The following is a 24,520-nucleotide window of genomic DNA, read 5'->3' as shown; positions in this document are numbered from 1 at the left end:
GCCATGGATCGTCTCCTCCGAGGAGCGAAGCGGATGCTGCTCCTGGTGCTGGTCACCGTGGTCATTGCGTACGTGGGCATCTGCCTGCTGGTGTTCCTCAACCAGCGGCACATGATCTTCCCGGTGCCTCCAGGGGCTCGTGAGCCCTCGCTGCCCGGTGCCACGCTCCTGCGCATCCCGGGCTCCGAGGGATCGACGGTCTTCGCGTTCCATGTATCCGCGCCGGCAGGGGCGCCGACCGTGGTGCACTTCCACGGCAATGGCGAGCAGCTCGCGGACGGGGCGTGGCTGGCGCAGCGCTTCCAGGAGGCAGGGCTCGGCTTCTACGCGGTGGAGTACCCGGGCTACGGGCTCGCGGCGGCGCAGGGGCCCTCGGAGACAGGCATCTACGCTGCGGCGGAGACCGCGCTGGAGCACCTACACCAACAGCTGGGCGTGCCTCGCGAGCGCACGGTGCTGCAGGGACAGTCACTCGGCTCGGGCGTGGCGGTCGAGATGGCGAAGCGGGGCCACGGTTCGCGGCTGGTGCTCATCACGCCCTACACCTCCATCGTGGAACTGGGGGCGAGGCTCTTCTCGTGGCTACCCGCGAGCCTGCTCGTGAGGGATCCGTTCGACAGCGCGGCCAAGGCCCCCGGGCTGAAACTGCCGGTGCTCATCGTCCACGGGACACAAGATGAAGTCATCCCCGTGGACATGGGGCAGACGCTGGGAGCCTTGTTCCCGAACGCCACCGTGCGCCTGCTTGAGGGCAAGCGTCACAATGACGTGCTCGATCAACCCGCCACCCTTCAAGCGCTGATGCGGTTCGCGCGTGAGGGCGAGCAGTAGGCTGCAATGGGCCGTCTGGGACCTGAAAACGACCACTTATCGTGAATACACTCAGGGCGAACTGGGGGGCGTAGGTGATGCAACCGTAGATGGTGGGGTACTTGTTCTCGTTTGCTTCCTCAAAATCTCTATTGCTCCAGAGAACTTGTGTGGAGCGGATGGAGCTGCACCCCAATCAGTCCAAAAATTCTTAGTAGCACTGCTAGGCTGCAATTTAGGCTTCTCAAGCTTGATTCTGGTGGGAAGAAGAACGGAATCGCCCAGAACGAGTGCTTCGCCTACGTCTAGCAGTGGAAGGATGTCCACAAGGCCTGCCATTGAATCAGGCATCAGTCGGCGAACAACGCCTTGATCCTGTTCGTTGGTCAGTCGCAGTGCAATGAAGTTGTTGCACTGACTTAAGATGGTTCGACTTACATCGGAGGGGCGCTGACTAACAACTAGTAGTGACACGCCGTACTTACGACCTTCTTTGGCGATTCGCTCATAGATTTCGAGAGCGCGTTTGGCCACAACATCTGCATCGTCTCGTGCTGGAAGATACAAGTGGGCTTCATCGCAAACAATGGTTAGAGGAGTTCTTTCCTCTGGGGGAAGCCAGAATTGCACATCGTAAATCAGGCGAGCAAAAACCCCAACAACGATAGGTAGAACGTCGGTGGGGACTTCGGAGAAGTCTATGATTTTGATCCCAGGAGAGCTTTTGTCGGCTCCTAGCAGTCGACTTACTAGCGCTGAGAGCCAATCGTAGGCTAATGTGACTGGCGGTGGCTTGAACATAAAGCCGTATCTTCTGTCTTCCATCTTTGTTTCAAATCTGGAGATGAAGCGAGTCAGTTTGCCGTACCATTCTCCTTGTTTCTCTGTATTGGGCTTGGCACCCGGAACCATCTCCTCGTTGTCTTTTTTGAGGGCTTCAAGCAGTTCTTCTAGACGGTAAGGGATTGGAGAGTCGACCGTGAAGGTGCTGAGGACATCGTTCTTGCCCTCGGTCTTTAGGGTGTTTTCTTTGAGCCTTCTGACTTGTGTTGTAAAGCGAGATGCTTGGTTTGGTGCGTTCTGATCGTTGCGATCGAGGACCAGCGATAGCAGTTCCTCGCGATTCAAAATCCAATACGGCAAGAACAGCACGTCATCGTCAGGAGTAGCGAGATCGCCAGGCCCTGCAATTCTAAGCCCACTGGCGTAGCCTCCGAATTTCTTGGTGAGAGGCTTGTATTCACCATGCATATCCATAACAATGATGTTGGGGTACTGTAGATTGCTCGCGCGCTCCAAGATTAATGCGGTTGCCCAACTTTTGCCGGAACCTGTGCTCCCAAGTATTGCTGCGTGGCGTTGAAAAAAACGGTCGCCATCAGCGACTGCGGTAGCCGTTCTATCTGCTACGTAGTGGCCGATTTGCAAACGCTTGTCAGGGGCTAGATCCTTGGCGAGCAGGCCCATGAGTTGTTGTAGGTTTTTGGAGGTAATAATGAAGCATGACCGATCGATCTGAGGGAATGAGTCGGTCCCGCGTTTGAAGATGTTCGAGGAGGTGCCCTCTATTGTTTTGTATGTACCAACAAGCACTGCGCGAATGGTATCTTCCTGGGAGTCGGAAGGCAGAGCTGCCTGCTCTTCGCTTTCATAGATCATCACCTGTTCGCGAGTGAGGCGAGTGACCTTTTCCACCATCCCAATGAGAAATTCCTGTGCGGTCTGCCCTTGGATGGCTACCAGATTTCCTACGCCAACTCGGGCGAGAAGGCTATGGTCAGCAACGTTGATGTATATACGACTTGTGTCGACGCTGGCGACAAATCCCAGTTTGTCTGCATCGTTAAAGACGAGCGCTGCAGTGGTGGTCATAAATATACCTCCTTCACGAAGTCTTCGAGGTTCCAGATATTGATACCAGGAAATCGGTAGGTGTTTCCGCTCTGAAATGCTTCGGTCCCTTGCTCGGACCCGGTGTCGTATCGCGTGACTGCAAGTACGTTGGGATAGGCTTCTGTAACTTGCTTTGAGTTTGCAGTGAGTCCCATTGTTAGCAATACGCAGCTTTTGCCTTTCTTGATCTCAGTGCGGAGCCTTGTTTCTAAGTGATCATCGTTGAAGCCGTAGCCTATAATCAAATAGCGGCTTGCTTTTTCGATGGCGTCGTTAGCTTGCGCTCTGTGTGTTTCAAAGGCCTTTTCGTACCCCTTACGGTATTTTCCGGAGCCGGGGGTGATTATGAGTCTGGGGGCATTCAGGGATAGTGGGCATCGAATTGGTGAATCTTGGTATTCGAACCAGTCCAGGCTGCCATGTGGCTTGTAGACATTGACATGTGGTCTGTATCTGACTACGTAATTGTTTCTTCGGATCGGATGAACTTTGTCCACCAGTGCGTCTTTGCTGGATTTGGGATCCAGCGTGCCCCACATATGGCCGTGAAACAGTGAATTCACGGCTGTTCCAGTGGATTCGATTGCGTACTCTATGAGTCGATCATAGTTTGTGCTGATTACCGGCAGTCCGTCTGATGGTATTATTGGGAGAATGGCTTTCTTGAGAAGGTTTGCAAATGGGAATAGTTGCCCGCTCAAAAGCCTCTTGGAGATTGCTTCGATTTCCTTCTCGGCGACGAAGTCGCCGGTGGCCTTTACAATGATGCGTTCAAGCTCGGATGACACATATACGTCTTGAAGAGCAAGCTCTAGCCCTCGTCCAGCAGCAAGTCGTGCCTCTACATCGGCCCATTGGCCTTTGAGGGTATCGGGAATAAGCGTCGGCACAATTGTGCGCAGATGCTTCTCCAGGGCCCACATGGTTGGTAACCCGTATGCGGCTGATAGTCCTGAGCCAATTATTATTGCCAGCCCGTCAGTAAAGTGATCCTGAAGCGTTTTTTTGAGTAGAGCTATGTCCAAGGACTATTCACCAAAGAGAGTCGAGCTATGAGTGGGTGGTAGATGATTGGTGATTCGGTATCATCCGATCAGCAGCCGCGCGTCGTCCAGGTCCATGTTGGCGATCAGGTCCACGCCGTTGCGCATGAGCCGACGCGCCGCCGCCATGGCCCTCGGGCCGTGCCCGTTGTCCAGGCACCACTGGGCATGTTCCACCAGCAGCGCCAGCTCGTACGTGCGGCCCAGCGTCAGTGAGAACCGCCTCGCCCCGGCCTCCACCCCCGCCGGGTTCTCCATCGCCTTCATCACCCACGCCCGCGCCTTCTCCAGCGACTCCTGCGCCGCCGCCACGCACGCCCTCAGGCCCGCGTCCTTCGCCGCTCCCAGCCGCCGCTCCGCGTCCGTGTACAGGGCCTCCAGCGCGCCTCCCTTCGCCATCGCCCTCAGCGTGTCCAGCGAGAGCACGTTCGTCGTCCCCTCCCAGATGGACAGCACCTGCGCGTCCGCCAGCAGCCTCGGCAGCCCCGTGTCCTCCACGTAGCCCGCTCCGCCGAAGCTCTCCACCGCCTCCGACGTCACGTGCACCACCTGCCTCCCCGTCGTCAGCTTCGCCAACGGCGTCACCAGCCGCTGCAGCAGCAGCTCCTCCTCCGTCGCCGTCCTCGCCTCCATCTTCCCCAGCAACTCCACCGCCCGGAACGCCAGCAGGAAGCCCCCGTGGAACTCGGCCTCCAGCCCCGCCAGCGTGTCCACGTGCAGCGGCTTCTCCGCCAGCGGCGCCCCGAATTGCACCCGCCGCTTCGCGTAGTCCCTCGCCAGCGCCAGCGCCCTCCTCATGCTCCACGCCGCGCCCATCGCGTTCCACGTCCGCGTCACGTTCAGCATCCACGCCATGTTCCGGATGCCGTCCGTCAGCCCCGCCACCGGCACCGCCCGCGTCCCGTCCAGCGTCAGCTCCGCCGTCGGCACCTTCCTCGTTCCCAGCTTGTCCTTCAGCCGGTTGATCTGGATCCCGTTCAGCCTCCCGTCCGCCCCTCGCGTCTCCACGTAGAAGATCGCCAGCCCCTTGCCCCCGGGTCCGTTCCCCTCCGGCCTCCCCAGCGTCAGCGCCATCTGCGCCGTCGTCGCCGAGGTGAACCACTTCGTCCCGTACAGCCTCCACCCCTCGGGGGACTGTCTCGCCACCGTCTGCGTCAGCCCCACGTCCGAGCCGCCCGTCCGCTCCGTCATCCACTGGCCCGACGTCCAGAACGTCTTCGGGTCCCTCGACGTCAGGTGGGGTAGGGCGCGCTGAATCAGCTCCGGGTTCCCCAGCGACAGCAGCGTCCGCGCCGCCCCGTCCGTCATCGCCAGCGGGCACGAGTAGACGTCCAGCGACGGCTGCACCAGGTAGTTCAGGACGAACTGGTGGATGCGCGAGCGGTCCCCATTCTTCTGCTCGTACGCCACCGCCACCAGGCCCCGCCTGGCCGCCAGCGTCTCCGCCTCCTTCCACAGCGGCGACACCTCGATGTGGTCCACCCGGTTCCCCCAGGCGTCCCACTGCGTCAGCTCCGGCTCGTTCGTCCGATCCCTCAGCTGGAACTGGTACAGGGCCCCGCCTCCCAGCTCGCCCAGCTCCCGGAGCTCGTCCTCCAGCCCCGTCCGCATGTCCGCCGGCAGTGCCCGCTCCAGGTACCCGCGCAGCAGGGCGTCGTCGTCGTACTGGTTTCCAAGCCTCGGCGGTTCCTGGAAGAAGCTCATACGCGGCAAGCTACCATCGAGCCGCCGCCACTTCCTGCTAGACTCGCCCGCCTCAACCCGGAGCAACCATGGCCGAGCAGCGGAGGCCGGGGGGCAATCCCCCTCCTTTCGAGTCCCCCGAATTCGAGACCGACACGGGTCACAACGCCGCACGGGAGACCCCCGCCGCGGGCAATGTGCTCTCCGCGCCTCCCAAGCTCCGGACGCCTCCGGGGCAGGCCCCCGCCCAGGGGGGCCCCGCGCGGCCTCCCGCCCAGGGCGGTGCCCCCGAGCGCCGTCCCCTCGGTCCCAGTCCCTTCCTCGAGCGCCGCGCCCCGAGCCCTCCCAGCCCCGAGGCCCGCCGCGTCACCTCCAACCTCCCCACGGAGCAGCTGCCCCCCGTGCCCGCGGAGCCGCGCCGCCAGGCCCCTCCCATGCCCGGCATGGAGATGACTCCCGTCCCCGTGGAGCATCCGCGCCGCTCGGCCCCGCCGGTGCCCTCCATGGATCTGCCCTCCGTCATCGTGGAGCCGCGCCGCGCCGGCCCGCCCGTCCCGACGTCGGAGCAGCCTCCCGTCCCCGCCGAGCCGCGGCGTCCCACGTCCGGCGTACCGGCCCCCGAGCGCAGGATGACCGGCACGATGCGCCGCGCCGCCATCGCCGACCCTGGGGGCGCCCCGAGCTCCACCACCGTCTGGCCTTCCCAGCCGCGCACCCTCGCCGAGACGGGGCTCACCGCCACCATGGTGGAGGAGCTCGTCCTCAAGGCCATCTTCTTCGCCGGCGAGATGCGGGGCATGGACATCGCCAACCGCCTCAAGCTGCCCTCCACCATCATCGATGAGGTCGTCGAGGGCCTGCGCCGCCAGAAGTACATCGACATCCGCGGCGGCGGCGGCTCGGGCGTGGGCAAGTCCACGATGATCTACCAGCTCACCACGTTCGCCACCGACGTGCTGCGGCAGATCCTCGATCGCAACCGCTACAACGGCCCCGCTCCCGTCACCCTCCAAGAGTGGATCGACTCGGTCAAGAAGCAGACCGTCCGCGGCAACCGCATCACCCGCAACCGGATGGAGGACCAGTTCGGCGACCTCATCATCCGCGACTACATCTTCGATGGCATCGGCCCCGCCATGAACTCGGGCCGCGCCATCTTCTTCTACGGGCCCCCCGGCAACGGAAAAACCGCCATCTGCCAGGGCATGGTCAACTGCTTCGATGGGGAGATCTTCATCCCCCACGCCATCCTCATCGACGACTTCGTCGTCCGCATCTACGACAGCATCCTCCACAAGCCCGTCGAGGACGATGACACCACCCCGTCCTATGACCGGCGCTGGGTCCGCTGCCGCCGGCCCCTCGTCGTCGTCGGCGGTGAGCTCACCCTCGAGATGCTCGACCTCGTCTACTCCCCCGAGGTCAAGTACTACGAGGCCCCCTTCCAGATGAAGGCCACCAACGGGATGCTCCTCATCGACGACTTCGGCCGTCAGAAGGTCTCCCCGAAGGATCTCCTCAACCGGTGGATCGTCCCCCTCGAGAGCGATGTGGACATGCTCACGCTCCACACCGGCAAGAAGGTCCAGGTCCCCTTCGACGTCTTCGCCGCCTTCTCCACCAACCTCGATCCCAGCGACCTCGTCGACGACGCCTTCCTCCGCCGCGTCCGCTACAAGCTCGAGGTCCAGCCCCCCGACGAGGAGCTGTTCCATCAGATCTTCGACGTCATGTGCCGCAAGCGCGGCGTCCCCTATGACGCCGAGATGGTCCAGTACCTCATCGACACCCACTACAAGCCCAGTGGCCGCCGCTTCGCCGCGTGTCAGCCCCGCGACCTGCTCGATCAGATGATCGACATGGCCCACTACCGGGGCATTGCGCCGCAGCTGGATCAGGACCTCATTGATTCCGCGGTCCGGAGTTATTTCGTCCGGTTCGACAAGGAGCGCGGGGACAAGCGCTGATTCTCGGGCTCACGGTGTTCCCCACGGTGGGGAGGACGGGGACGGATACCCTCACCCCGTCCCTCTCCCGGGGGAGAGGGGAAATTGTGGGGGTTATTTCGCGAAGGGGCCCCAGGGGTTGGGTTCGAGCCACTCGCGCACTTCGTCCACCGGCACGTTCGACAGCACGTCCACGATCGACAGGCCCACCACGAAGCGTTCTGCCTTGCGCCCCTGGTCGTACGCCGGATAGCGGAACTTCTGCCACAGCAGCCGCACCCCCGCATCCCGGAACGGCCCCGGCTTCAGGTACAGCGACCCCACCGCCGAGTAGTACGTCCCCATCCCCAATTGCGTGCAGTACGACGCCAGCCGCCCCGTCTTGTCCGGGTGCGAGCGGTCCAGCTTCGACGCCAGCTCCACCCTCGGGTTGATGCCCAGCGGCTCGTAGAAGAGCGCCATGCTCGCCAACAGCGTGCGCAGCAGCGAGCCCGGGCCTCGCTCCTTCTCCGCCTCCGCGTAGAAGCCCTCCAGCCTCGGCAGCACCTGGCTCCGGAAGTAGGGCCTTCTTCCGTACAACATCGTCAGCGTCGCCAGGTGCTTGCGCGTCCATCGCTGCCCCGGGTCCACCGCCAGCTCGGAGATCCGCGTGTCCCGGTGCGCTCCCTCCAGCGGAATCGTCAGCCACTGGAACGCTGGCTCGGTGGAGGCGGGGAGGGGAGTGCCCGGCGGCAGTGCCACCCGCGCCCTCCGCTGCCAGCCCCTCCTCAGCCACTGCACGTTGTCCAGCACCAGCAGCGTGTCCGCCCTCGCCACCTGCTCGTAGAAGTCCAGCCACGGCAGGTAGTGGGGTTGCTCGGCGACCAGGACTCCCGCGTGCGGCTCCGTCACGCGCTCAGTGTAGGGGTCACATGCTCAGGCGCGCCACCACTCCCGCCAGCTCCGGCTTCCAGGGGCCGAACCGTTCCCCCAGCGCTCCTCCCACTCCGTATGCCAGCACGGGTCCCACCCGGCGCGGGCCCGGCGCCACCGGCTGGCGCACCAGCACCAGGTTGAGGCGCTCCTCCCATGACGCCATCGCGAGCGGCAGGTCCGCTCCCCTCGGCCGCGTGCTCCCCGGCCGGTGCGTCCACACGTCCACGTAGCCCGCCAGCAGCAGCTCCCGGTACGTGGGCGCCCCCATCAATCCCAGGTTGGCCGGCGTGTTGAAGTCCCCCACCAGCACCACCGGCAGCGGCTCGCCCCTCAGTCCGCGGAGCAGCTCCCCCGCCTGCGCCACCTGCACGCCCAGCCCCTGCTCGTCCCTCGCTGGCTCCAGGTGCGTGCTCACGAAGCGGTACTTCCGGCCCTCCACCTTCGCCACCACCGAGGCCCAGCCCCTCCACAGCTCCACCGGCTCCTGGCCCCGCCGCCGCACCTCCCGGCGCGCCACGTAGTTGCCCGCCCGTGCCTCCTTCACCTCCACGTCCGCCCGCGCGAGGATCACGTCGAAGTCCGTCAGCCGCACGTCGTCGAACGTCAGCGCGCCACGCGTGCGCAGCGGCAGCTCCACGTCCGCGTTGCGCACCCGCGCCACCTCCCGGTAGTGCAGCCCGCGCGCCTCCAACTCGCCCAGCAGCACCGGCAACACGTCCAGGTGCAGCGCCTCCGCCGGCCGCGTGCCCCCGAAGATCGCGTCCCCCGGCGACTGCAGCCGTACCTGCGTCACCTGCTGCAGGCCAATGAGGTGCGGCCGCGCGTATTGGATTTCATCCGCCAGCTCGCGCGCCCGTGCGAGCACGTCCTCCTGGCGCAGCGTCTCGAGCAGCTCCGCGGCCCGCACCGGCTCCTCCGCCAGCGGACCTTCCAGCACCTGCTCCAGGTGCTTCCCGCCCGAGAGGCCGCGTGTCATCACCGTGAGGGCGCCTCGATCGAAGAGCCCGGACGCGGAGTGCTCCTCCCGTCCGTCCACCACCTGGGGCAGCGTCGCCACCTGACAGGCGCCGAGCGCCACCATCCACAGCCCCACCGCGATGCCGTACTTCATCTGTGACCTTCCCCCCTCGGACCGGCCCCGCTCCGAGCCGCCCGCGCTCGACCGCGGCGGACAGCACCGTTGAGATAGGGCGCACCTGCTCGCACGCCAGGGGGCCGAGCCCCTTCTTCCTCCCGGGCGACCACCATTGAGCACGTCGAGGTCGCACAAACGTTGGACACATGGCAATAATGCGGGCGGCTTGCCCGCCTCCCGGGCGGCCCATGGTGCCCCCTTGCGCCTCCCAACCCTCCCCCGCACGGAGCGAACGAGGTTAGGCTTCCGTCCAACGGAGAGCGGTTCTTCCGGAATCGGGCGCTCGTGGTGGACCGGAAGGGCTCCGATCTAGCAATCTTCTGTTTCCCAAGAATCCGCTCCTGCCTCCATGCGCTTTCTCCTCCTCAGTCGCGACGGTGATCACCCCATCGGGGCGGAGCTCTCCCGGATGGGACACGAGGTGGTGGTCGCCTCGGGACCCGAGGTCACCGCCGCCACCATCTCCCTGGTGGACGTGCTGGTGGTCGGTGCCGAACAGGTGCGCGAGAAGTCCGAGTGGTTCACCCGGCTGCGCGCGCAGATCCGCGCCGCCGAGGTGTCCGTGCTCGGCATGGCCGACGGCCTCTCGGAGGAGGACATCGCCCCGCTGATGGAGATCGGCGTGGACGACTACCTGGTCGCGCCCTTCAACCCGGTGGACGTGCGCGCCCGCATCGCCCTCTTCGAGCGCCGCTGCTACGCCTTCATGCGCCGGCAGTCCCACGAGGAGTCCGCGCGCGGGGAGATCGAGCGGCTGGCCGCCATCATCCAGACGCAGAACGACATCGCGCTGGCGGGCCTGGATCTGGACGTGGTGATGCGGCTCATCGCCGAGCGGGCGATGATCCTCTGCGGCGCGGGCGGCGCGGCCGTGGGCATCATCGAGGGCGAGGAGATGTTCTACCGGGTGTGCACGGGCTACTCGAAGCAGTTCGAGGGCGCGCGCCTGCCCATCGCCAACACCATGGCCGGCACCAGCGTGCTGCGCGGCGAGGTGATGCGCACGGACGACACCGAGCGGGATCCTCGCGCCAACGTGGCCGCGGCGCGCCGGCTCAAGGTGCGCTCCATGCTCAACGTGCCGCTCAAGCGCGACAACCAGACGGTGGGCGTGCTGAGCATCGCCTCCCAGGTGCCGTTCGCCTTCGTGGACTCGGACGAGCGCACGCTGGAGCTGATGGCCGGGCTGCTCGGGGCCGCCATGGGCAACGCCGCCGAGCACGCGGCGAAGCAGGCGCTGATGACGGAGGTGGCCTCCATCGTCACCGCGCTCCAGGAGAGCCAGCACCTCTTCGACTCCTTCCTCAACAACAACCCGGCGCTCGCGTACATGAAGGACGAGGCCGGCCGGCGCGTCTTCGTCAACGAGCCCTTCCGCCGTTTCTTCGGGCTGGCTCCCGGCGTGGACGTGAGCACCATCCCCGACGAGCAGCTCATGCCGGCCGAGACGGTGGCCCACCTGCGCGAGCAGGATGATCAGGCCTTCAAGTCCGGCCAGCCCTCGGTCTCCGAGAGCATGATGCCCACGCCGGAGGGCGAGCCGCGCCAGTTCCTCACCTACCGCTTCATCGCGCGCGACAGCTCGGGCCGGCGCTTCCTCGGAGGCGTGTCCTTCGACATCACCGAGCGCAAGGCGGCCGAGGAGGCCCTGCGCCGCTCCGAGGAGAGCTTCCGCGCCCTCATCGAGGGCTCGCCCGAGGCCATCTTCGTGCACCGCGGCGGGCCGCTGCTCTACGTCAACCCGTCGGCGAGCTCCTTCCTGCGGCTCAAGGCCAGTGAGCTGGTGGGCCGCTCGCTGCTGGACTTCGTGCACCCGGAGGATCGGGGCGCCGCCGCCGGCACGCTCGATGGCTTGCCCGGCCGGGGTGCCTCCAACCGCGTGCGCGAGGTCCGCTTCCTGCCTCCCGGCGGCGGTCTGCTCACGGCGGAGATCAGCAGCCTGCGGCTCGTCTTCGCCGGCCAGCCCGCCACGCTGGTGAGCGCGCGAGATCTGACGGAGCGCAAGCAGATCCAGGCGCGCCTGGTCGTCGCCGATCGGCTGGCCTCGGTGGGTACGCTCGCCGCGGGCGTGGCGCACGAGATCAACAACCCGCTGGCCTTCGTCATCTCCAACCTGTCGTTCCTCTCGGAGGAGCTGCAGGCCATCTCCTCGCTGCTGCCCGAGGGGCGGCTGGGCGAGGTGGAGGAGGTGCTCCGGGAGACGAACGAGGGCGTCAACCGCGTGCGGCTGATCGTCCAGGATCTGAAGACGTTCTCGCGCGGCGACGAGGAGCAGCCCTCGGCGGTGGATCTGCGGCGCGTCATCGACTCGGCGCTGATGCTGGCGCGCGGCGAGCTGCGCCACCGCGCCAACGTGGTGAGGGACGTGTCCGAGGTGCCGCTGGTGGAGGGCAGCGAGGCCCGGTTCGGCCAGGTGGTGCTCAACCTGCTCATCAACGCCGCCCATGCCATCACCACCGGCCAGCCGGACAAGAACGAGATCCGCGTCACCCTGCGCGCGGAGAGCAACCACGCCATCATCGAGGTGAAGGACACCGGGTGTGGCATGCCCCGCGAGGTGATGGATCGCATCTTCGATCCGTTCTTCACCACCAAGCCGGTGGGAGAGGGCACGGGGCTGGGCCTGTCCATCTGCCACGGCATCATCACCGGCTTCGGCGGGGAGATCACCGCGCACAGCGAGGTGGGCCGGGGCAGCACCTTCCGCATCAGCCTGCCCGCCATCCGCAAGAAGCTGAAGACGGCGGGGTAGGGCGGCTCAGCGCGAGGCGCGGCGGAAGAGCGGGAAGAAGTCCCGAGGGGCCTTCTTCTTGCGCACGCAGCGGGTGTCCGCGCTCATGTAGCAGGCCGAGAAGCCCCGCCGCCGCTGGCCCGTGCGGCTCGGCGCCGAGCGGTGCCACACGTAGTTGTGGAGCAGCAGCACCTCCCCGGCCTCCACCGGCAGCGGCACCGCCCGGGTGTCCGCCCCGCGCGCCGCCACCTGATCCGGCGGCACCACGCCCCCGAGCGCCGTGGCCAGCCCCCAGCGGTGGCTCCCCGGCACCACCTCCACGCAGCCTCCGTCCAGCGGCGCGTCGTCCAGCGCCGTCCACAGCTGCAGCTCGGGATCCTTCGTGAGGCCCCACAGCTTGCCTCCGTCCTGGTGCCAGGGCAGCTCGCTGCCGCCCCGCTGGCCCTTGTGGAAGAGGATGGCCCGGTAGAGGCAGATGTCCCCGGGGATGAGCGTCCGGGCGAGGCGCTCGAAGAGCGGGTTCTCCATCCACTCGAGGAAGCGCGGATCCTTCTCCAGCTTCTCCAGCTTGCGGTAGTCCAGCGACGGCCCCTGCCAGCCGAGCCCCAGCGGCGCGTCCTCGTAGCGGCCCGTGGGCGCGTCCATCTGCCAGAAGAAGCCCGGGTAGCTCACCCGGCCCAGCATGAGATCGTCCGCGCGCTCGCGCAGGGACTCCAGGCCCTCGGGGCCGAGCAACCGGCCCAGGCGCGCGTAGCCGTGCTCGGCGTAGTGCGCCAGCGGCCCGCTCAGGTCGAAGGTCTCCGCATCCACCGCCAGCATGCTCACCTCGCGTACGTGGCGTCCGTGCCCAGCCACTCCCGGGAGAGCTCGTCCACGCGCGAGGCCACCTCCGGGGGCAGCGGTTTCGCGCAGGCGTCCAGCGCCGCGTCCAGGTGCTCCACCGTCGCCGGGCCCGCCAGCACCGAGTCCACCCCGGGCCGGCTCGCCAGCCACGCGTAGGCGAGCTCCACCAGCGTGAGGCCCGCCGCTTCCGCCACCTCGCGCAGGCGCACCGTCTGCTCCAGCAGGCGCTCGGACCAGTAGCGGCGCTGGTAGAAGCGGTTGCCGTCGAAGCGCGAGCCCGCGGGAATGGCGCCGCCCGGCACGTGGCGCCCGGAGAGCAGCCCTCCGGCCAGTGGGTTGTAGACGGTGGTGTGGAGGGGGTAGCGCCTCGTGAAGGGCAGGTACTCCACCTCCACCTGACGCACCAGCACGTTGTAGAGCACCTGGGACACCACCGGCCGGGGCATGCCGCGCACGTCGCACAGGCCGCGCAGCTCCAGCAGTTGCCAGGCGGCGTGGTTGGACACGCCCCAGTGCCTCGCCTTGCCGGCGCGCAGCAGCCCGTGCACGGCCTCCAGTGTCTCCTCCACCGGCGTGGCGGCATCCGGGGCATGCAGGTACAGCACGTCCACGGACTCCGTCCCGAGCCGCTTCAGGCTGTCCTCCACCGCACGGACCACCTGCTCCCGGGAGAGGCCCTCGGGCTTCCCCCGGACGCGCGCCAGCCCCACCTTGGTGGCGATGCCCACCTCCGCCCTCCGGCCGCGCAGCGCCTGGCCGAGGAGGCGCTCGGCCTCTCCGTTTCCGTACGAGTTGGCGGTGTCGAAGAAGATCACGCCGCGCTCCAGGGCCCGGGCGATGATCCGCTGCGCCTCGGGCGCCGGGGTGCGCGCCCCGAAGTTCATCGTGCCCACGGAGACGGCCGCGGGCGGCGCTCCGGGCTCCAGGGGACGGGGCTCGAGCCAACGCGAGAGGGGTGGGGAAGGGGTCATCATAGTCACTAGTGAACGCCGGACCTTGCGCCGAGGGGGGAGCGGCCGAATGGTGGGAGCAACATGCCCTATCTCCGCCTCACCCGCTTCGTCACCGCTCCCGATGGCACCCGCGTTGCGTATCACACGCATGTGGGCAATGCCCCGGAGAGTGAGGCGGAACCCGCGCTCGCCTCCCGGCCGTCCGTGCTGCTCACCAACGGGATTGGCACATCGGAGAACTTCTGGCGGTACATCGTCGCGGACCTGGAGCAGGACCACCGGGTGGTGCACTGGGACTACCGGGGCCACGGCCGCAGCCAGCTGTCCGTCAATGGTGACTACGCGCTGCGCGTCCACGTGGATGACCTGGAGCGCGTCACCGAGGAGATGATGGTCCGGGGCGATGGCCGTCCGCCCCACCACGTGGCGTTCTCCATGGGCGTCCGGGTGGTGCTGGAGCTGTACCGGCGGCGGCCGGAGCTGGTGCCCGCCATGACGCTCATCGCCGGCAGCCCCGGATCCCCGGATCCGAGCGCCTGGCTCATCCCCCTGCCGGGCGGACACGCCACCCTCGGCCGGGCCTTGAAGACGCTGACGCCGCTGGTGCCCCGGGTGGCGCCGCTCGTCCACCAGGTGCTCGCCTCGCGGCTGGCGTACCCGCTGGGACGTGTCTCGGGCCTGCTGCGGGCCCGCGCCCCTCGCGCGGACATCGTGGAGTTCATGCTGGCCCTGCGCCGGATGGATCCGCAGGCCTTCTGGATGATGATGCGCGGACTGGTGGACTGCCCGCCGTGCTGGGACGTGCTGCCGGAGATCCGCGTGCCCACGCAGATCGTCGCCGCGAAGAACGATCTCCTGATCCCCCTGCGCGAGATGGAGCGGATGCGCGAGCGGATGCCGGCCGCGGAATGGGTGCTCGTGGATGACGCGGGCCACGCGGGCCTGGTGGAGGCGGGCACGGAGATCGCCGAGACCGTGCGCGCCTTCCGGCAGAAGTGCGGGGTGGGCCCGGCCTACCCGGTGCTCACCCACTGAGGGTCACCGGGCCCGCGTCAGGGAGGCCCCATCGTCCGCTGCTCCCGCCGTGGACGCTGCGTCCCGGTGCCCACGCGGGGCGTTGGCTCCGGCTGCAGCCCGTGCAGCAGCTCCAGGAAGACACCGTTCGTCCACCCGAAGCCGACGACGTTCTCCTTGTACCCGCCGCCCTTGATGTCCACCTCCGTGGTGCGCTTCACCACGTCGAACTTCTCGCGGATGTTCTTATCGCGGCGGAAGTTCTCGGCGACCATGTCGAGGAACTTCCGGGAGAGTCGGTCGGCGGGCTCGTCATATTCGTAGCGGCGCAGCCCCTCGACGGTGAGGAGCTGGATGGGCGCCCACCCATATGGGTAGTCCCATTGGGTGTGTGACTCGTTGCGGCTCATCGCCACTCCTCCGGGCTGCTCGAAGCGGGAGAGATTGCGCGCCACGGCCTGGGCCTGCTCACGCGACGCCAGCCCCGCCCAGAGCGGATAGAAGGTCGTCACGTACTCGTAGGTGGAGCGCTTGCCGGCCACGAAGTCGTAGTCGAAGTACATGCCCCGCTGGGCGTCCCACAGGTACTTGTTCATCAGCTCCTGCCGCCGGGCGGCGCGCTCCCGCCACTGACGGGCCTCGGCGGGCCGGTCCAGCATCGTGCTGATGCGCTCCAGGTCCGTCTCCGTCTTGTACAGCAGGCTGTTCAGATCCACCGGCGCGTAGTGGTGCGTGTCCGCGTTGAAGGGCCCCTGGTGGAAGGCGACGTCGAAGCCCGACTCGCGCATGCTGCGGTCACCCTTGTAGTACTCCTCCGTGAGCGTGAAGGACTCCATGGCCGTGCAGCTGGTCGTCCCGACTCGCCGTTCGCAGATCTGCGCGGTGAAGACGGGGCCCACCGCCGCCGCCTCCGGGTTGTCCGGATCCACCTTGCGCAGGTAGGGCTGGCCTGCCTCCGGGTTGCTCAGGAAGTACATCACCACGTCCCGGTAGTAGCGGGCGTGCGTGTCGAGCTCGGGCACGGGCCCCTCGCCGAAGTCGAAGTAGCGCGACAGCCCCGTGTCCCCGGCCAGGTGCTCTCCCTTCACCCACATCTCGTAGTCGCGGACCACGTAGGGCAGGGCCTCGGTCAGCCACGCGCGCTTCTCCGCCTCCCCGAGCGAGTCGTGGACCGCCAGCACCATCGAGCTGAGGAAGGGCGGCTGCGAGCGGGTGAGGTAGTAGGTGCGGTTGGCGTTGAGCACCGCCCCGTAGTGCTCGAGCTCGAAGAAGAAGTTGCGCACCATGCCCTGGGCCAGCTCCCGCCGCCCATCGCGCAGCAGCCCGCGGATGATGAAGTAGCTGTCCCAGCCATACATCTCGTTGAACATGCCGCCGGGCACGACATACGGGTTCTCGAGGAAGAGCAGCCCCGGTGGATCGATCGCCCGGACGTCCGCCTGCCCGGGCCGGGTGATGTCCGAGGGCAGACGCTCGATCCGCACCCGCGGGCACCTCTCGCGCAGGGGCTGGATGGACGCGGGCTCGGGCAGATCCTTCGGCAGGTAGAGCACGGACCTGTCCGGGACCTTGGGATCCGTCAGGACCTTGCACGTGTCCAGCGAGCGCGTCAGCACATCCCAGTTGAGGGAGATGTACGCGCGGACATCCCAGTACTCGGGCAAGACCGGCTGGGGTGCGGCGCTCGCCACCATCGAGAGCACGACGAGGAGTCCCGGAACCCACGTGGGTCCTCGCAACCGTCGAGTGCCTGCCATGTTCCCCTCCCGCGCCTGTCCCGAAGGACAAACTGGCCGGGCGGGCCCGGGATGGCAACGGACAGGGGGGCCGTTCGCCACGAGACACCGAGGTGAAGGAGATGCTTGTCTCCAGTGCGTGCCCATGAGACCTTGCGCGCCGGCACGGGAAGCCGTGTCGTCCATGATCTCCCTTCGCTGAAGACCTCCGCTCCGTGAAGCGACCCTCGGGTGTGACGCTGTCTGTCACGTCCGGCAGGTGCGTCGTTGCATGTGCATGCGAGGAGCGGAGACCCTATGCAATCCCAGATGCGCAAGCTCAAGTACCACGTGGCCACGACGCTCGATGGCTTCATCGCCGGTGAGGACGACTCGGTCGACTTCTTCCCCGCGAACCTCTCGCCCGAGCACGTGATGGACTACTTCCACTCCCTGCTGTCCGAGTACGACACGGTGTTGATGGGCCGTGGCACCTACGCGCCCGCGCTCAAGGCGGGTGTCACGGATCCGTATCCCTCCCTGGACACCTACGTCTTCTCGCGTACCCTGAAGGAGAGCCCGGATCCACGCGTGCACCTCGTCCGGGAGGACCCCGTCGCCTTCGTCCGGGAACTCAAGTCGCGTCCCGGCAAGCAGACCGACATGAGCCGCGCGGTGGCTGCGGCGAAGATGAGCGTCCCCCAGGACATCTACCTGTGCGGCGGCGGACCCCTGGCGGCGGCGCTCTTCGACGCGGGCCTCGTCGACGAGGTCATCGTCAAGCTGAACCCGGTGCTGATCGGCGCGGGCAAGACGCTCGCCCCGCATCTGGCCCGGAAGGCCGAGCTCGAGCTGCTCTCGACCAAGGCGTACCGCAACGGGGTGGTGCTCCTGCAGTACGCGGTCAAGCACTGAGGCAGGACGAGGATCGTCCTCGCATGGCGCGGGATCGCGGTATTCTCCCGCGCCATGGTCTCTTCTCGTCCTCCCGCAGCCTCCTACGTCCTCATCGACGCCGAGAACGTCGACTGGGCCGTCTCCAATGTCGTGGGACGCAAGCCCGAGCCCCAGGATCGCGTGCAGTTCGATCGGCTGGTGGCCTTCTGTGAAGATCACTTCCCCAAGCCCGTGCGCTGTATCGTGGTGCTGAATGCCCGGGGCGAGCAGTTGCCGGATGTGATGATCGGCTTCGTGCGCGCCCTGAAGACCGCCGGCTGTGACGTGGCGCTCCTGCATGGCCGGCCCGATCAGAAGGTGGTGGATCTGGGCATCCTCAAGCTCCTGGAGGCCATCCGCACCCAGCGTCCCAAGGCGGCGGTCGGGCTCGCCAGCCACGACGGGACGGACTTCGCGGACGCCCTGCGCCTGCTCCTCGAGGAGAAGCGGCAGGTGGCCATCCTGGGGCTGCGCGAGTACATGAGCCAGCGCTTCCGGGAGCTCGTCCCCGCCGGGCTGGAGATCCTCGACCTGGAGATGAACGCGAAGGTGTTCCAGCGGCCGCTCCCGCGTCTGCTCCCGGTTCGCGTGGACGAGTTCGATCCCACGCTCTTCCTGTAATCCACGGGGGGCCATGGGGCTCCCTGCTTGAGGATCGCCGGTGATTCGCTAGAACGCGCGTCACCGCGCCCGTCGGCGCGGTCCTCTGGATGGGAAGGTCGACTGCATGGAATTCCGGCAACTGGGTGGCTCAGGCTTCAAGGTCCCCGTGCTCAGTCTGGGCACCGGGACGTTCGGTGGCACCAACGAGTTCTTCAAGGGCTTTGGTGAGAGTGACGTGAAGGAGGCCACCCGCCTCGTCGACATCTCGCTCGAGGCCGGGATGAACATGTTCGACTCGGCCGACATCTACTCCGGTGGAGTGGCCGAGGAGATCCTGGGCCATGCCATCAAGGGCCGGCGCGAGCGGGTGATCATCTCCACCAAGGCCACCTTCCGCGCGGGCGCGGGCCCCAACGACGTGGGCTCGTCGCGCCACCATCTCATCCGCTCCGTCGAGGGCAGCCTGCGCCGCCTGGGCACGGACTACATCGATCTCTTCCAGCTCCACGGCTTCGACGCCGTCACGCCGGTGGAGGAGACGCTCAACACGCTCGATGACCTCGTGCGCAGCGGGAAGATCCGCTACATCGGCTGCTCGAACTTCTCGGGCTGGCACCTGATGAAGTCGCTGGCGGTGTCGGAGCGGTACAACCTGGCCCGCTACGTGGCCCACCAGGCGTACTACTCGCTCGTGGGGCGCGAGTACGAGTGGGAGCTGATGCCGCTGGGCGTGGATCAGAAGGTCAGCGCCGTGGTGTGGAGCCCGCTGGGATGGGGGCGGCTCACGGGCAGGATCCGCCGTGGCCAGCCCATGCCGAAGGACACGCGTCTGCAGAACGCCGTGACGGCCGCGGGCGGACCGCAGGTGCCCGAGGAGTACCTCTACCAGGTCGTGGACGCCCTGGACGCGGTGGCGAAGGAGACGGGCAAGACGGTGCCGCAGATCGCCCTGAACTGGCTGTTGCAGCGCCCCACGGTGGCCAACGTCATCATCGGCGCGCGCAACGAGGAGCAGCTGCGCCAGAACCTGGGGGCCATTGGTTGGAGCCTCACTCCGGAGCAGGTGGCGAAGCTCGACGCGGCCAGCGCCACGCCTCCGGTCTATCCCTACTGGCACCAGAAGCAGTTCAAGGAGCGCAATCCCTTCCCGACCTCCTGAGCCCACCTTATTCACCAACTGCTTCCTCTCTCAGCGACCAGAGGCCCAGAGGCCGAATTTTCGGCATCTGCCGTGCTCATGGCACGGGAACCTCCACGCTTCCACGCACCCAACGGGGGAAGTGGATCATCGCTTCACGAGACGACTCGGAGGCCGAGAATTCGGCCCCGGACGTGCTTCGACGTGCTTCGCAGCTGGTCATGGTGAATAAGGTGGGCTGAGATGAGCGCACTGAGGCTGGGAGAGTTGGTTGGAAAGCCGTATGGGGTGGAGGAAGTTCAGGAGTTCGTTGCCAGGCTGGGAGAGCCGGTGGTCGATGAAGAACTCGGTGCTCCCGAGAAGATTTATTACATGTTCGAATCGCACGGCGTGAGCCTGGTCACGGATAGCGAAACAAACTGCATCAGAACCATCTTTTTGAAGGCTCCTCGCCAGGGCAAGCCTGGCTATTTTGGAAAGCTGCCAGGTGGTCTGGATTTTTCCATGACGCGCGAGCAGGTCCGCAAGGCGCTGCGTGAACCGGACGATTCCAAGTCGTACTACGATGCCTGGGAGGAGGGGTCTCACATCCTGCGGGTGGAGTATTCAGATGACAAAATCAAGATGATCGTTGTCATGGGAGGGTGAGCATGGAGGCTGTCGACCGGATCAGATTGCAGCTCTTGCTGCCGGGTTCCCCTTGGGAGTGGAAGCAGAAACTGCTGGATGTGATGGAGCAGGGGCCTTTGGGGGCGCCGACCCACTGGGGAGAGGCCGAGGGGCTGCGCAAACCTTATCAGCGTGAGACGCTGGTGCGCTTCGGTGATGGGGCGCGTCGCGGGGATGATTCACCCGTGCCGGTGCTGATGCGGACGACTCCGCCGCGCTATAACGCGTCGTGGAGCATGAGTGACAGTGTTCCCGGCTGGCTATGCATCGACAGCCGGATGAGGTTGAGACCCGAGGATCCATGTCTCTTCTTCGAATTGGCTAAACGACTGGCCACTGTCCTGCCCGTGGAGTACGGCTTGGTGGACATCCAGTTCCAGGAAGCCGCTTCGGAGTTGCTGTTGAAGGAAGGGAACTTGCAGCATCCGCGGGGCTACGTACGTTGGGGCCCGGATACGCTCTTTGCCCGGACGTTCTTTGGGCCGCGGTTGGTGCGATTGATGGGAGAGGCGAGTCTTTGGGGTTGTGGGGCCGTGGTACACAGGCTTGACAACGGTGCGGTGATGTTAGACCTGTTGCAAGAGCCGTGGCTGCAGGGCGCTGCAGTGCTCAAGCAGCGGCAGCAGCAAGTGTTCTCCCAACTCGTGCGCACGGGCATCTTCTCCCGCTCGGAGGCTGGGTGGACGAAGCCAGGGGAGCGCTGGGTGCCCCCAAGCGGTGCCGAGCCCTGAGTTTGGGCTTGCCCTGGTTACAAGGCTCTCCCGCCGTGACCTGAGGAGTCGCGCCGCGTCGGGATGGATTCTCGGCTCGCTCCCTGGGGGAGCGGGGAGCTTCACGGAGGGCTGGAAAAGCGCGCGCCGCTCGGGCAATGAACGGGTGTGCGCATCGTCTCCTGGAACGTGAACGGGCTGAGGTCGGCCCACAAGAAGGGCTTCCTGGACTGGCTGGCGGCCGAGAAGGCCGACGTGGTGGGCGTGCAGGAGGTGCGCGCTCGCGAGGAGCAGCTGCCCGAGGAGGTGCGTGCGCCCAGGGGCTGGCGCACCACCCACTTCGTCGCGGCGGAGCGCCCCGGCTACAGCGGGGTGGGCCTCTTCGCGCGCAAGGGGCTGGACGACGTGGAGACGGTGCTGGGCGTGAAGGAGATGGACGCCGAGGGCCGGCTGCAGGTGGCCCGCATCGGGCTGCTCACGGTGGTCAACTGCTACTTCCCCAACGGCAACGGGAAGGAGCGGGACAACAGCCGCATCCCCTTCAAGCTGGCCTTCTACCGGCGTCTCTTCGCGCGGCTGGAGAAGGGCCTGCGCGACGGCGAGCGCATCCTGGTGATGGGGGACTTCAACACGGCGCATCAAGAGATCGATCTGGCCCGTCCCAAGGACAACCGGGAGACGAGTGGCTTCCGCCCCGAGGAGCGCGAGGAGCTGGACCGGTGGATCCGCGCGGGCTGGGTGGACACCTTCCGCCACTTCGAGAAGGGCTCGGGGCACTACAGCTGGTGGAGCCAGCGCTTCGGCGTGCGCGAGCGCAACGTGGGCTGGCGCCTGGACTACGTGCTGGCCTCACCCGGGGCCATGCCCTATGTGAAACGGGCGGCCATCCACCCCCACATCCTGGGCTCGGACCACTGCCCGGTGAGCGTGGATCTGGACCCCAAGGTCCGGCGCTGATAGGGCGGGAGGCACTTCATGAACGCTCTGCTCTCCATGTATGTGTGGCTGGAAACCGGCCTGGTGGCCCTGGTGGGCTTCTGCCTGCAGGCTCCCCTGGTCATCACCTGGCCCTTCGACAAGCGCAAGGTGATCACCGGCCGGGCCTTCCGGCTCATCGGCGTCACCGCGGCGAAGCTCAACCCCTTCTGGAAGTTCGGCATCCACGGCAAGCCGGTGCCCCCCGGGCCCCGGACCGTGGTGGTGAGCAACCACGAGTCCAACGCGGACCCGTTCATCATCTCCTTGCTGCCGTGGGAGATGAAGTGGCTGGGCAAGGCCTCGCTCTTCAAGATTCCCGTGGTGGGCTGGAGCATGTGGCTGGCCGGGGACATCCCCGTGCGCCGCGGCGAGAAGGACTCGGCCCAGGCGGCCATGGCCATCTGCGCCCGCTGGCTGGACAAGGGCATGCCGGTGATGATCTTCCCCGAGGGCACGCGCTCGAAGACGGAGGATCTGCTGCCCTTCAAGGACGGCGCCTTCCGGCTGGCCATCGAGACGGGCGCCGACGTGCTGCCCATGGCGGTGAGTGGCACGCGCCGCGCCCTGCCGAAGCACTCGTGGCGCTTCGCCACCTCGCGCGCGCTGGTGACGGTGGGTACGCCCATCTCCACCCAGGGCATGACGCTCGCGGACGTGGAGCGGCTCAAGCAGATGGCCCGGGAGCAGATCCTCGCGCTCCGGGCCACGCTGATGCCGCTCACCGGTGTCGAGGGCGGGGAGCCCTCTTCGCCGCCGCCCGCATGAGACCGGGGCCGTCCTCCAGGGCTCGCCCATCACCGGCTTGACGGGCGAGGCCGTGATTTCGTGTGCTTCGGGACACTCGCCCAGCAGAGCACGACCTGAGAGGTACGCGGTGTCCGTTCGGAAGCCTGGTTCTCCCTGGACTCGAGCCCATTCGCCTTCCCTGTGTCTGCTCGCTATCCCGGCCGTCTTGCTCCTGGGTGGCCCCGTCAGCATCCCGTCCCAATCCTCCTGGGGTGGGGCACTCACTGGCGGTCAGGCCCGATTCAACCAGTCCTGTGGCGCGGCGTGCGCCGCTCCGGTCAATGCGAGCACGGGGGAGATCCTCGCGCCAGCCGCGACCCGGTTGGGTCCGGTGGTCGAAAAGGCCGCCCAGGCTATCGAGGCGGCTCAGGGCCTCCTGACCATTCAGCGGCTCCTCACCGAGTCGGAGTTGGCCAAAGTCCAGACCGTTGTCGAGCAGTGCGTGGCCCAGGCGCATGCGGACGTCAACGAGGCCTTCCAGAAGCAGGAGGGGGGCTTTCCGTTCAAGAATGGGAAGTTCCCGAACGATGCCGAGTGCAACCGGGTCGTGCGCATCGACGAGCAGGGCGGAAAGGTCACGCTTGCCCAGCAACTCGGGCTTCTGAAGCACGCCGCCGCCTTCGCCTGTATCCGGCAGCGCCTCCCGGAGGATCTCCGGAGCAGTGTCTCCGTCGAGCCGCGCTACAAGGGTGACCCCGACATCAACGGCGCCGTTCTCACGAACAACAAGCTCGGTTCCATCAAGCCCGATTTCGTGGTGCATGCCACTCGGAACGCGACCAACATCCAGTGTGTTTTCGAGTTCAAGTTTCCTTGTCTCGAAAGACACCGGCTCGACCCGATGAGCTCTCCGGGGGTGCAGGACCAGTTGAATGGCTACCTGTACCTCTCCAGGAACTGCCAGGTGATGCTCGTGACACCCGCCGGGCCCAAGCCGTACGAGGGGAAATGAGCGCCAGCGGCTACCCCCGTCTTCGCCTTCGTGGCGTTCCAGAAGTCCGGGTGCTGAGCAGTGGAGGCGCTCCGCATCCGCGGCGGCAGTTGCTTGCGCGGGAGGTGTTTCGCGTCGCTTTCTACATGCCGCACGATCACCCGGAGAGCTCCCTCGGGGTGCGTCATGCCATCGACTGCTACATGCGTGCCGTGGGAGTGGGGCCCGGGACCATCCACTTCGTCAGCTTCTCCCATGACGAAGGCTCCGTCTTGACGGAGGAACAGTGGGGTTGGGTCCGGCGTCTTCTCGAGGACACGCGGCGCTGGTCCTTCCCCTCCGATTATGAGGCCTGGAAGCAGAGGGAGATCGAGAAGCGGCGCTTCGAGCGAGGGCTCCTCTTCAGTGGAGGCTCTGGCATCCGAAATGGTTACGAGCTCGAATACAGGGCTCGTATTCCGTGGCGGCCTGCCCCCGAGACACCGCCCGTGAGCCTGCTCACGGCAACGCTTCCCCTCGAGTACGTCGAAGAGCATGGGCCCACCCATGTGCGCCAGCTGGTGCTCGACATGGCCTCCCAGCTGCTTTTCGCCTCCGGGCATGCGGGCCTGGCCTTGCGGCTGCATTGGTGGGTACCGCACTCGGACGACGCCTTCCGCATCGAGCCTCTGCGCTACCCAGGCATCGATCTCCGAGAGGCTTGGGGCCAGGAGGAGTGGATGGGTCTTCGGGTGGACGGCGTCCACTGGCTCAATTTCCTGGGTGCCCCTGTGCTCGAGCGGCTCGGCGGTGCCTCGGCCCTGCGTTCCCGGCTGCATTCCGCCGGAACGACGCTGGTGGAGCTCGCCGAGGATCGCGTTGTTGTCTCCCTGGGAGAGCGGCCGGAAGCAGGAGATCTGACCCGAGGGGAGTCCCTTCCCGCGTACCGTGAGCTCGCCCGGGTGCTCGAGCCGTGGCTCGAGCCGCTGTTCCTGCCGCGAACGACGCCCGTTGAGCAGCCCCGGTACACGTTACTTCGCCTCACCGAGGACGAGGCTCGTCGCTGGTGGAGGCGCTTTCTCGATTGAGCCGGCACCCGATTGTCCGCT

Annotated in this window: 21 protein-coding genes; 13 read left to right on the top strand and 8 right to left on the bottom strand. The window is 66.4% G+C overall.

Translation table 11 applies throughout. The annotated features are described in order from the left end of the window. Positions 1-3: 3 nt before the first annotated feature. Entirely contained in the window at positions 4-831 is an 828-nt protein-coding gene (locus VFZ09_RS04685; protein WP_329726257.1) for an alpha/beta hydrolase, read from the top strand. A 51-nt stretch (positions 832-882) separates the two neighbouring features. Here the strand turns inward: VFZ09_RS04685 and VFZ09_RS04680 are convergent, their stop codons facing one another. The 3 genes from VFZ09_RS04680 to VFZ09_RS04670 are packed head-to-tail and all read right to left on the bottom strand — an operon-like array spanning position 883 to position 5,450. After that, a complete protein-coding gene (locus VFZ09_RS04680; protein WP_329726256.1) occupies positions 883-2,682 on the bottom strand; it encodes an ATP-binding protein in 1,800 nt (599 codons plus the stop codon). Beyond that, positions 2,679-3,728, bottom strand: a complete 1,050-nt coding sequence (locus VFZ09_RS04675; protein ID WP_329726255.1) for an SIR2 family protein — start codon at positions 3,726-3,728, stop codon at positions 2,679-2,681. Before VFZ09_RS04675 ends, VFZ09_RS04680 begins: the two co-directional genes overlap by 4 nt. Positions 3,729-3,788: 60 nt before the next feature. Next, on the bottom strand, positions 3,789-5,450 hold the full coding sequence (locus VFZ09_RS04670) for an acyl-CoA dehydrogenase family protein (RefSeq protein WP_329726254.1): 1,662 nt from the start codon (positions 5,448-5,450) through the stop codon (positions 3,789-3,791). 68 nt (positions 5,451-5,518) lie between these two features. Between VFZ09_RS04670 and VFZ09_RS04665 the strand changes: the two genes are divergently transcribed. Then, a complete protein-coding gene (locus VFZ09_RS04665; RefSeq protein WP_329726253.1) occupies positions 5,519-7,396 on the top strand; it encodes an ATPase in 1,878 nt (625 codons plus the stop codon). 93 nt (positions 7,397-7,489) lie between these two features. On the opposite strand, the gene VFZ09_RS04660 is transcribed toward VFZ09_RS04665, so the two are convergent. Then, positions 7,490-8,266: a WbqC family protein gene (locus tag VFZ09_RS04660; RefSeq protein ID WP_329726252.1), complete on the bottom strand. Its 777-nt coding sequence runs from the start codon at positions 8,264-8,266 to the stop codon at positions 7,490-7,492. A gap of 16 nt (positions 8,267-8,282) precedes the next feature. Continuing rightward, positions 8,283-9,401 carry an endonuclease/exonuclease/phosphatase family protein gene (locus VFZ09_RS04655; RefSeq protein WP_329726251.1) on the bottom strand — a complete coding sequence of 373 codons (1,119 nt, stop codon included), beginning with the start codon at positions 9,399-9,401 and terminating at the stop codon, positions 8,283-8,285. A gap of 373 nt (positions 9,402-9,774) precedes the next feature. Between VFZ09_RS04655 and VFZ09_RS04650 the strand changes: the two genes are divergently transcribed. Next, complete coding sequence (locus VFZ09_RS04650; protein WP_329726250.1) at positions 9,775-12,177, top strand: ATP-binding protein; 2,403 nt, start codon at positions 9,775-9,777, stop codon at positions 12,175-12,177. Positions 12,178-12,183: 6 nt separating this feature from the next. Here VFZ09_RS04650 and VFZ09_RS04645 read toward each other — a convergent pair whose 3' ends face one another. After that, positions 12,184-12,975, bottom strand: a complete 792-nt coding sequence (locus VFZ09_RS04645; RefSeq protein ID WP_329726249.1) for a phytanoyl-CoA dioxygenase family protein — start codon at positions 12,973-12,975, stop codon at positions 12,184-12,186. 2 nt (positions 12,976-12,977) lie between these two features. After that, positions 12,978-13,973 (bottom strand): aldo/keto reductase, encoded by a 996-nt coding sequence (locus VFZ09_RS04640; protein WP_329726248.1) that lies wholly within the window; start codon positions 13,971-13,973, stop codon positions 12,978-12,980. Positions 13,974-14,033: 60 nt separating this feature from the next. Between VFZ09_RS04640 and VFZ09_RS04635 the strand changes: the two genes are divergently transcribed. Continuing rightward, positions 14,034-14,987, top strand: a complete 954-nt coding sequence (locus VFZ09_RS04635) for an alpha/beta hydrolase (RefSeq protein ID WP_329726247.1) — start codon at positions 14,034-14,036, stop codon at positions 14,985-14,987. A gap of 17 nt (positions 14,988-15,004) precedes the next feature. Here VFZ09_RS04635 and VFZ09_RS04630 read toward each other — a convergent pair whose 3' ends face one another. Next, positions 15,005-16,723: a trehalase family glycosidase gene (locus VFZ09_RS04630; RefSeq protein WP_329726246.1), complete on the bottom strand. Its 1,719-nt coding sequence runs from the start codon at positions 16,721-16,723 to the stop codon at positions 15,005-15,007. A gap of 276 nt (positions 16,724-16,999) precedes the next feature. Between VFZ09_RS04630 and VFZ09_RS04625 the strand changes: the two genes are divergently transcribed. The 9 genes from VFZ09_RS04625 (at position 17,000) to VFZ09_RS04585 (ending at position 24,499) form a co-directional block, all read left to right on the top strand. Then, positions 17,000-17,596, top strand: coding sequence for a dihydrofolate reductase family protein (locus VFZ09_RS04625; protein ID WP_329726245.1), 597 nt, complete (start codon positions 17,000-17,002; stop codon positions 17,594-17,596). A gap of 54 nt (positions 17,597-17,650) precedes the next feature. Beyond that, entirely contained in the window at positions 17,651-18,238 is a 588-nt protein-coding gene (locus VFZ09_RS04620; protein WP_329726244.1) for an NYN domain-containing protein, read from the top strand. Positions 18,239-18,344: 106 nt separating this feature from the next. Then, positions 18,345-19,379 (top strand): aldo/keto reductase, encoded by a 1,035-nt coding sequence (locus tag VFZ09_RS04615; protein WP_329726243.1) that lies wholly within the window; start codon positions 18,345-18,347, stop codon positions 19,377-19,379. Positions 19,380-19,601: 222 nt separating this feature from the next. Next, positions 19,602-20,006, top strand: a complete 405-nt coding sequence (locus VFZ09_RS04610) for a hypothetical protein (RefSeq protein WP_329726242.1) — start codon at positions 19,602-19,604, stop codon at positions 20,004-20,006. A 2-nt stretch (positions 20,007-20,008) separates the two neighbouring features. Further along, complete coding sequence (locus VFZ09_RS04605) at positions 20,009-20,758, top strand: hypothetical protein (RefSeq protein ID WP_329726241.1); 750 nt, start codon at positions 20,009-20,011, stop codon at positions 20,756-20,758. 147 nt (positions 20,759-20,905) lie between these two features. Further along, positions 20,906-21,694: an exodeoxyribonuclease III gene (locus VFZ09_RS04600; RefSeq protein WP_329726240.1), complete on the top strand. Its 789-nt coding sequence runs from the start codon at positions 20,906-20,908 to the stop codon at positions 21,692-21,694. Between the two features lie 18 nt (positions 21,695-21,712). Then, entirely contained in the window at positions 21,713-22,480 is a 768-nt protein-coding gene (locus tag VFZ09_RS04595; protein WP_329726239.1) for a lysophospholipid acyltransferase family protein, read from the top strand. Between the two features lie 352 nt (positions 22,481-22,832). Further along, the gene (locus VFZ09_RS04590) at positions 22,833-23,453 is read left to right on the top strand and encodes a hypothetical protein (protein WP_329726238.1); all 621 of its coding nucleotides are present in this window, start codon (positions 22,833-22,835) and stop codon (positions 23,451-23,453) included. Between the two features lie 104 nt (positions 23,454-23,557). Next, entirely contained in the window at positions 23,558-24,499 is a 942-nt protein-coding gene (locus VFZ09_RS04585) for a type VI immunity family protein (protein ID WP_329726237.1), read from the top strand. Positions 24,500-24,520 lie beyond the last annotated feature (21 nt).

The organism is Archangium sp. (assembly GCF_036277355.1).
Taxonomy (GTDB): Bacteria; Myxococcota; Myxococcia; order Myxococcales; family Myxococcaceae; genus Archangium.
This window is presented reverse-complemented; position numbering and strand designations above follow the sequence as displayed.

Excerpts from the sequence above, each read along its gene's own strand:
- VFZ09_RS04665 (WP_329726253.1), top strand. The coding sequence starts at position 5,519 with ATGGCCGAGCAGCGGAGGCCGGGGGGCAATCCCCCTCCTTTCGAGTCC.
- VFZ09_RS04650 (WP_329726250.1), top strand. The coding sequence starts at position 9,775 with ATGCGCTTTCTCCTCCTCAGTCGCGACGGTGATCACCCCATCGGGGCG.
- VFZ09_RS04595 (WP_329726239.1), top strand. The coding sequence starts at position 21,713 with ATGAACGCTCTGCTCTCCATGTATGTGTGGCTGGAAACCGGCCTGGTG.
- VFZ09_RS04605 (WP_329726241.1), top strand. The coding sequence starts at position 20,009 with ATGGAGGCTGTCGACCGGATCAGATTGCAGCTCTTGCTGCCGGGTTCC.
- VFZ09_RS04685 (WP_329726257.1), top strand. The coding sequence starts at position 4 with ATGGATCGTCTCCTCCGAGGAGCGAAGCGGATGCTGCTCCTGGTGCTG.
- VFZ09_RS04680 (WP_329726256.1), bottom strand. The coding sequence starts at position 2,682 with ATGACCACCACTGCAGCGCTCGTCTTTAACGATGCAGACAAACTGGGA.
- VFZ09_RS04635 (WP_329726247.1), top strand. The coding sequence starts at position 14,034 with ATGCCCTATCTCCGCCTCACCCGCTTCGTCACCGCTCCCGATGGCACC.
- VFZ09_RS04645 (WP_329726249.1), bottom strand. The coding sequence starts at position 12,975 with ATGCTGGCGGTGGATGCGGAGACCTTCGACCTGAGCGGGCCGCTGGCG.
- VFZ09_RS04615 (WP_329726243.1), top strand. The coding sequence starts at position 18,345 with ATGGAATTCCGGCAACTGGGTGGCTCAGGCTTCAAGGTCCCCGTGCTC.
- VFZ09_RS04630 (WP_329726246.1), bottom strand. The coding sequence starts at position 16,723 with ATGGCAGGCACTCGACGGTTGCGAGGACCCACGTGGGTTCCGGGACTC.
- VFZ09_RS04610 (WP_329726242.1), top strand. The coding sequence starts at position 19,602 with ATGAGCGCACTGAGGCTGGGAGAGTTGGTTGGAAAGCCGTATGGGGTG.
- VFZ09_RS04640 (WP_329726248.1), bottom strand. The coding sequence starts at position 13,973 with ATGATGACCCCTTCCCCACCCCTCTCGCGTTGGCTCGAGCCCCGTCCC.
- VFZ09_RS04620 (WP_329726244.1), top strand. The coding sequence starts at position 17,651 with ATGGTCTCTTCTCGTCCTCCCGCAGCCTCCTACGTCCTCATCGACGCC.
- VFZ09_RS04625 (WP_329726245.1), top strand. The coding sequence starts at position 17,000 with ATGCAATCCCAGATGCGCAAGCTCAAGTACCACGTGGCCACGACGCTC.
- VFZ09_RS04670 (WP_329726254.1), bottom strand. The coding sequence starts at position 5,450 with ATGAGCTTCTTCCAGGAACCGCCGAGGCTTGGAAACCAGTACGACGAC.
- VFZ09_RS04655 (WP_329726251.1), bottom strand. The coding sequence starts at position 9,401 with ATGAAGTACGGCATCGCGGTGGGGCTGTGGATGGTGGCGCTCGGCGCC.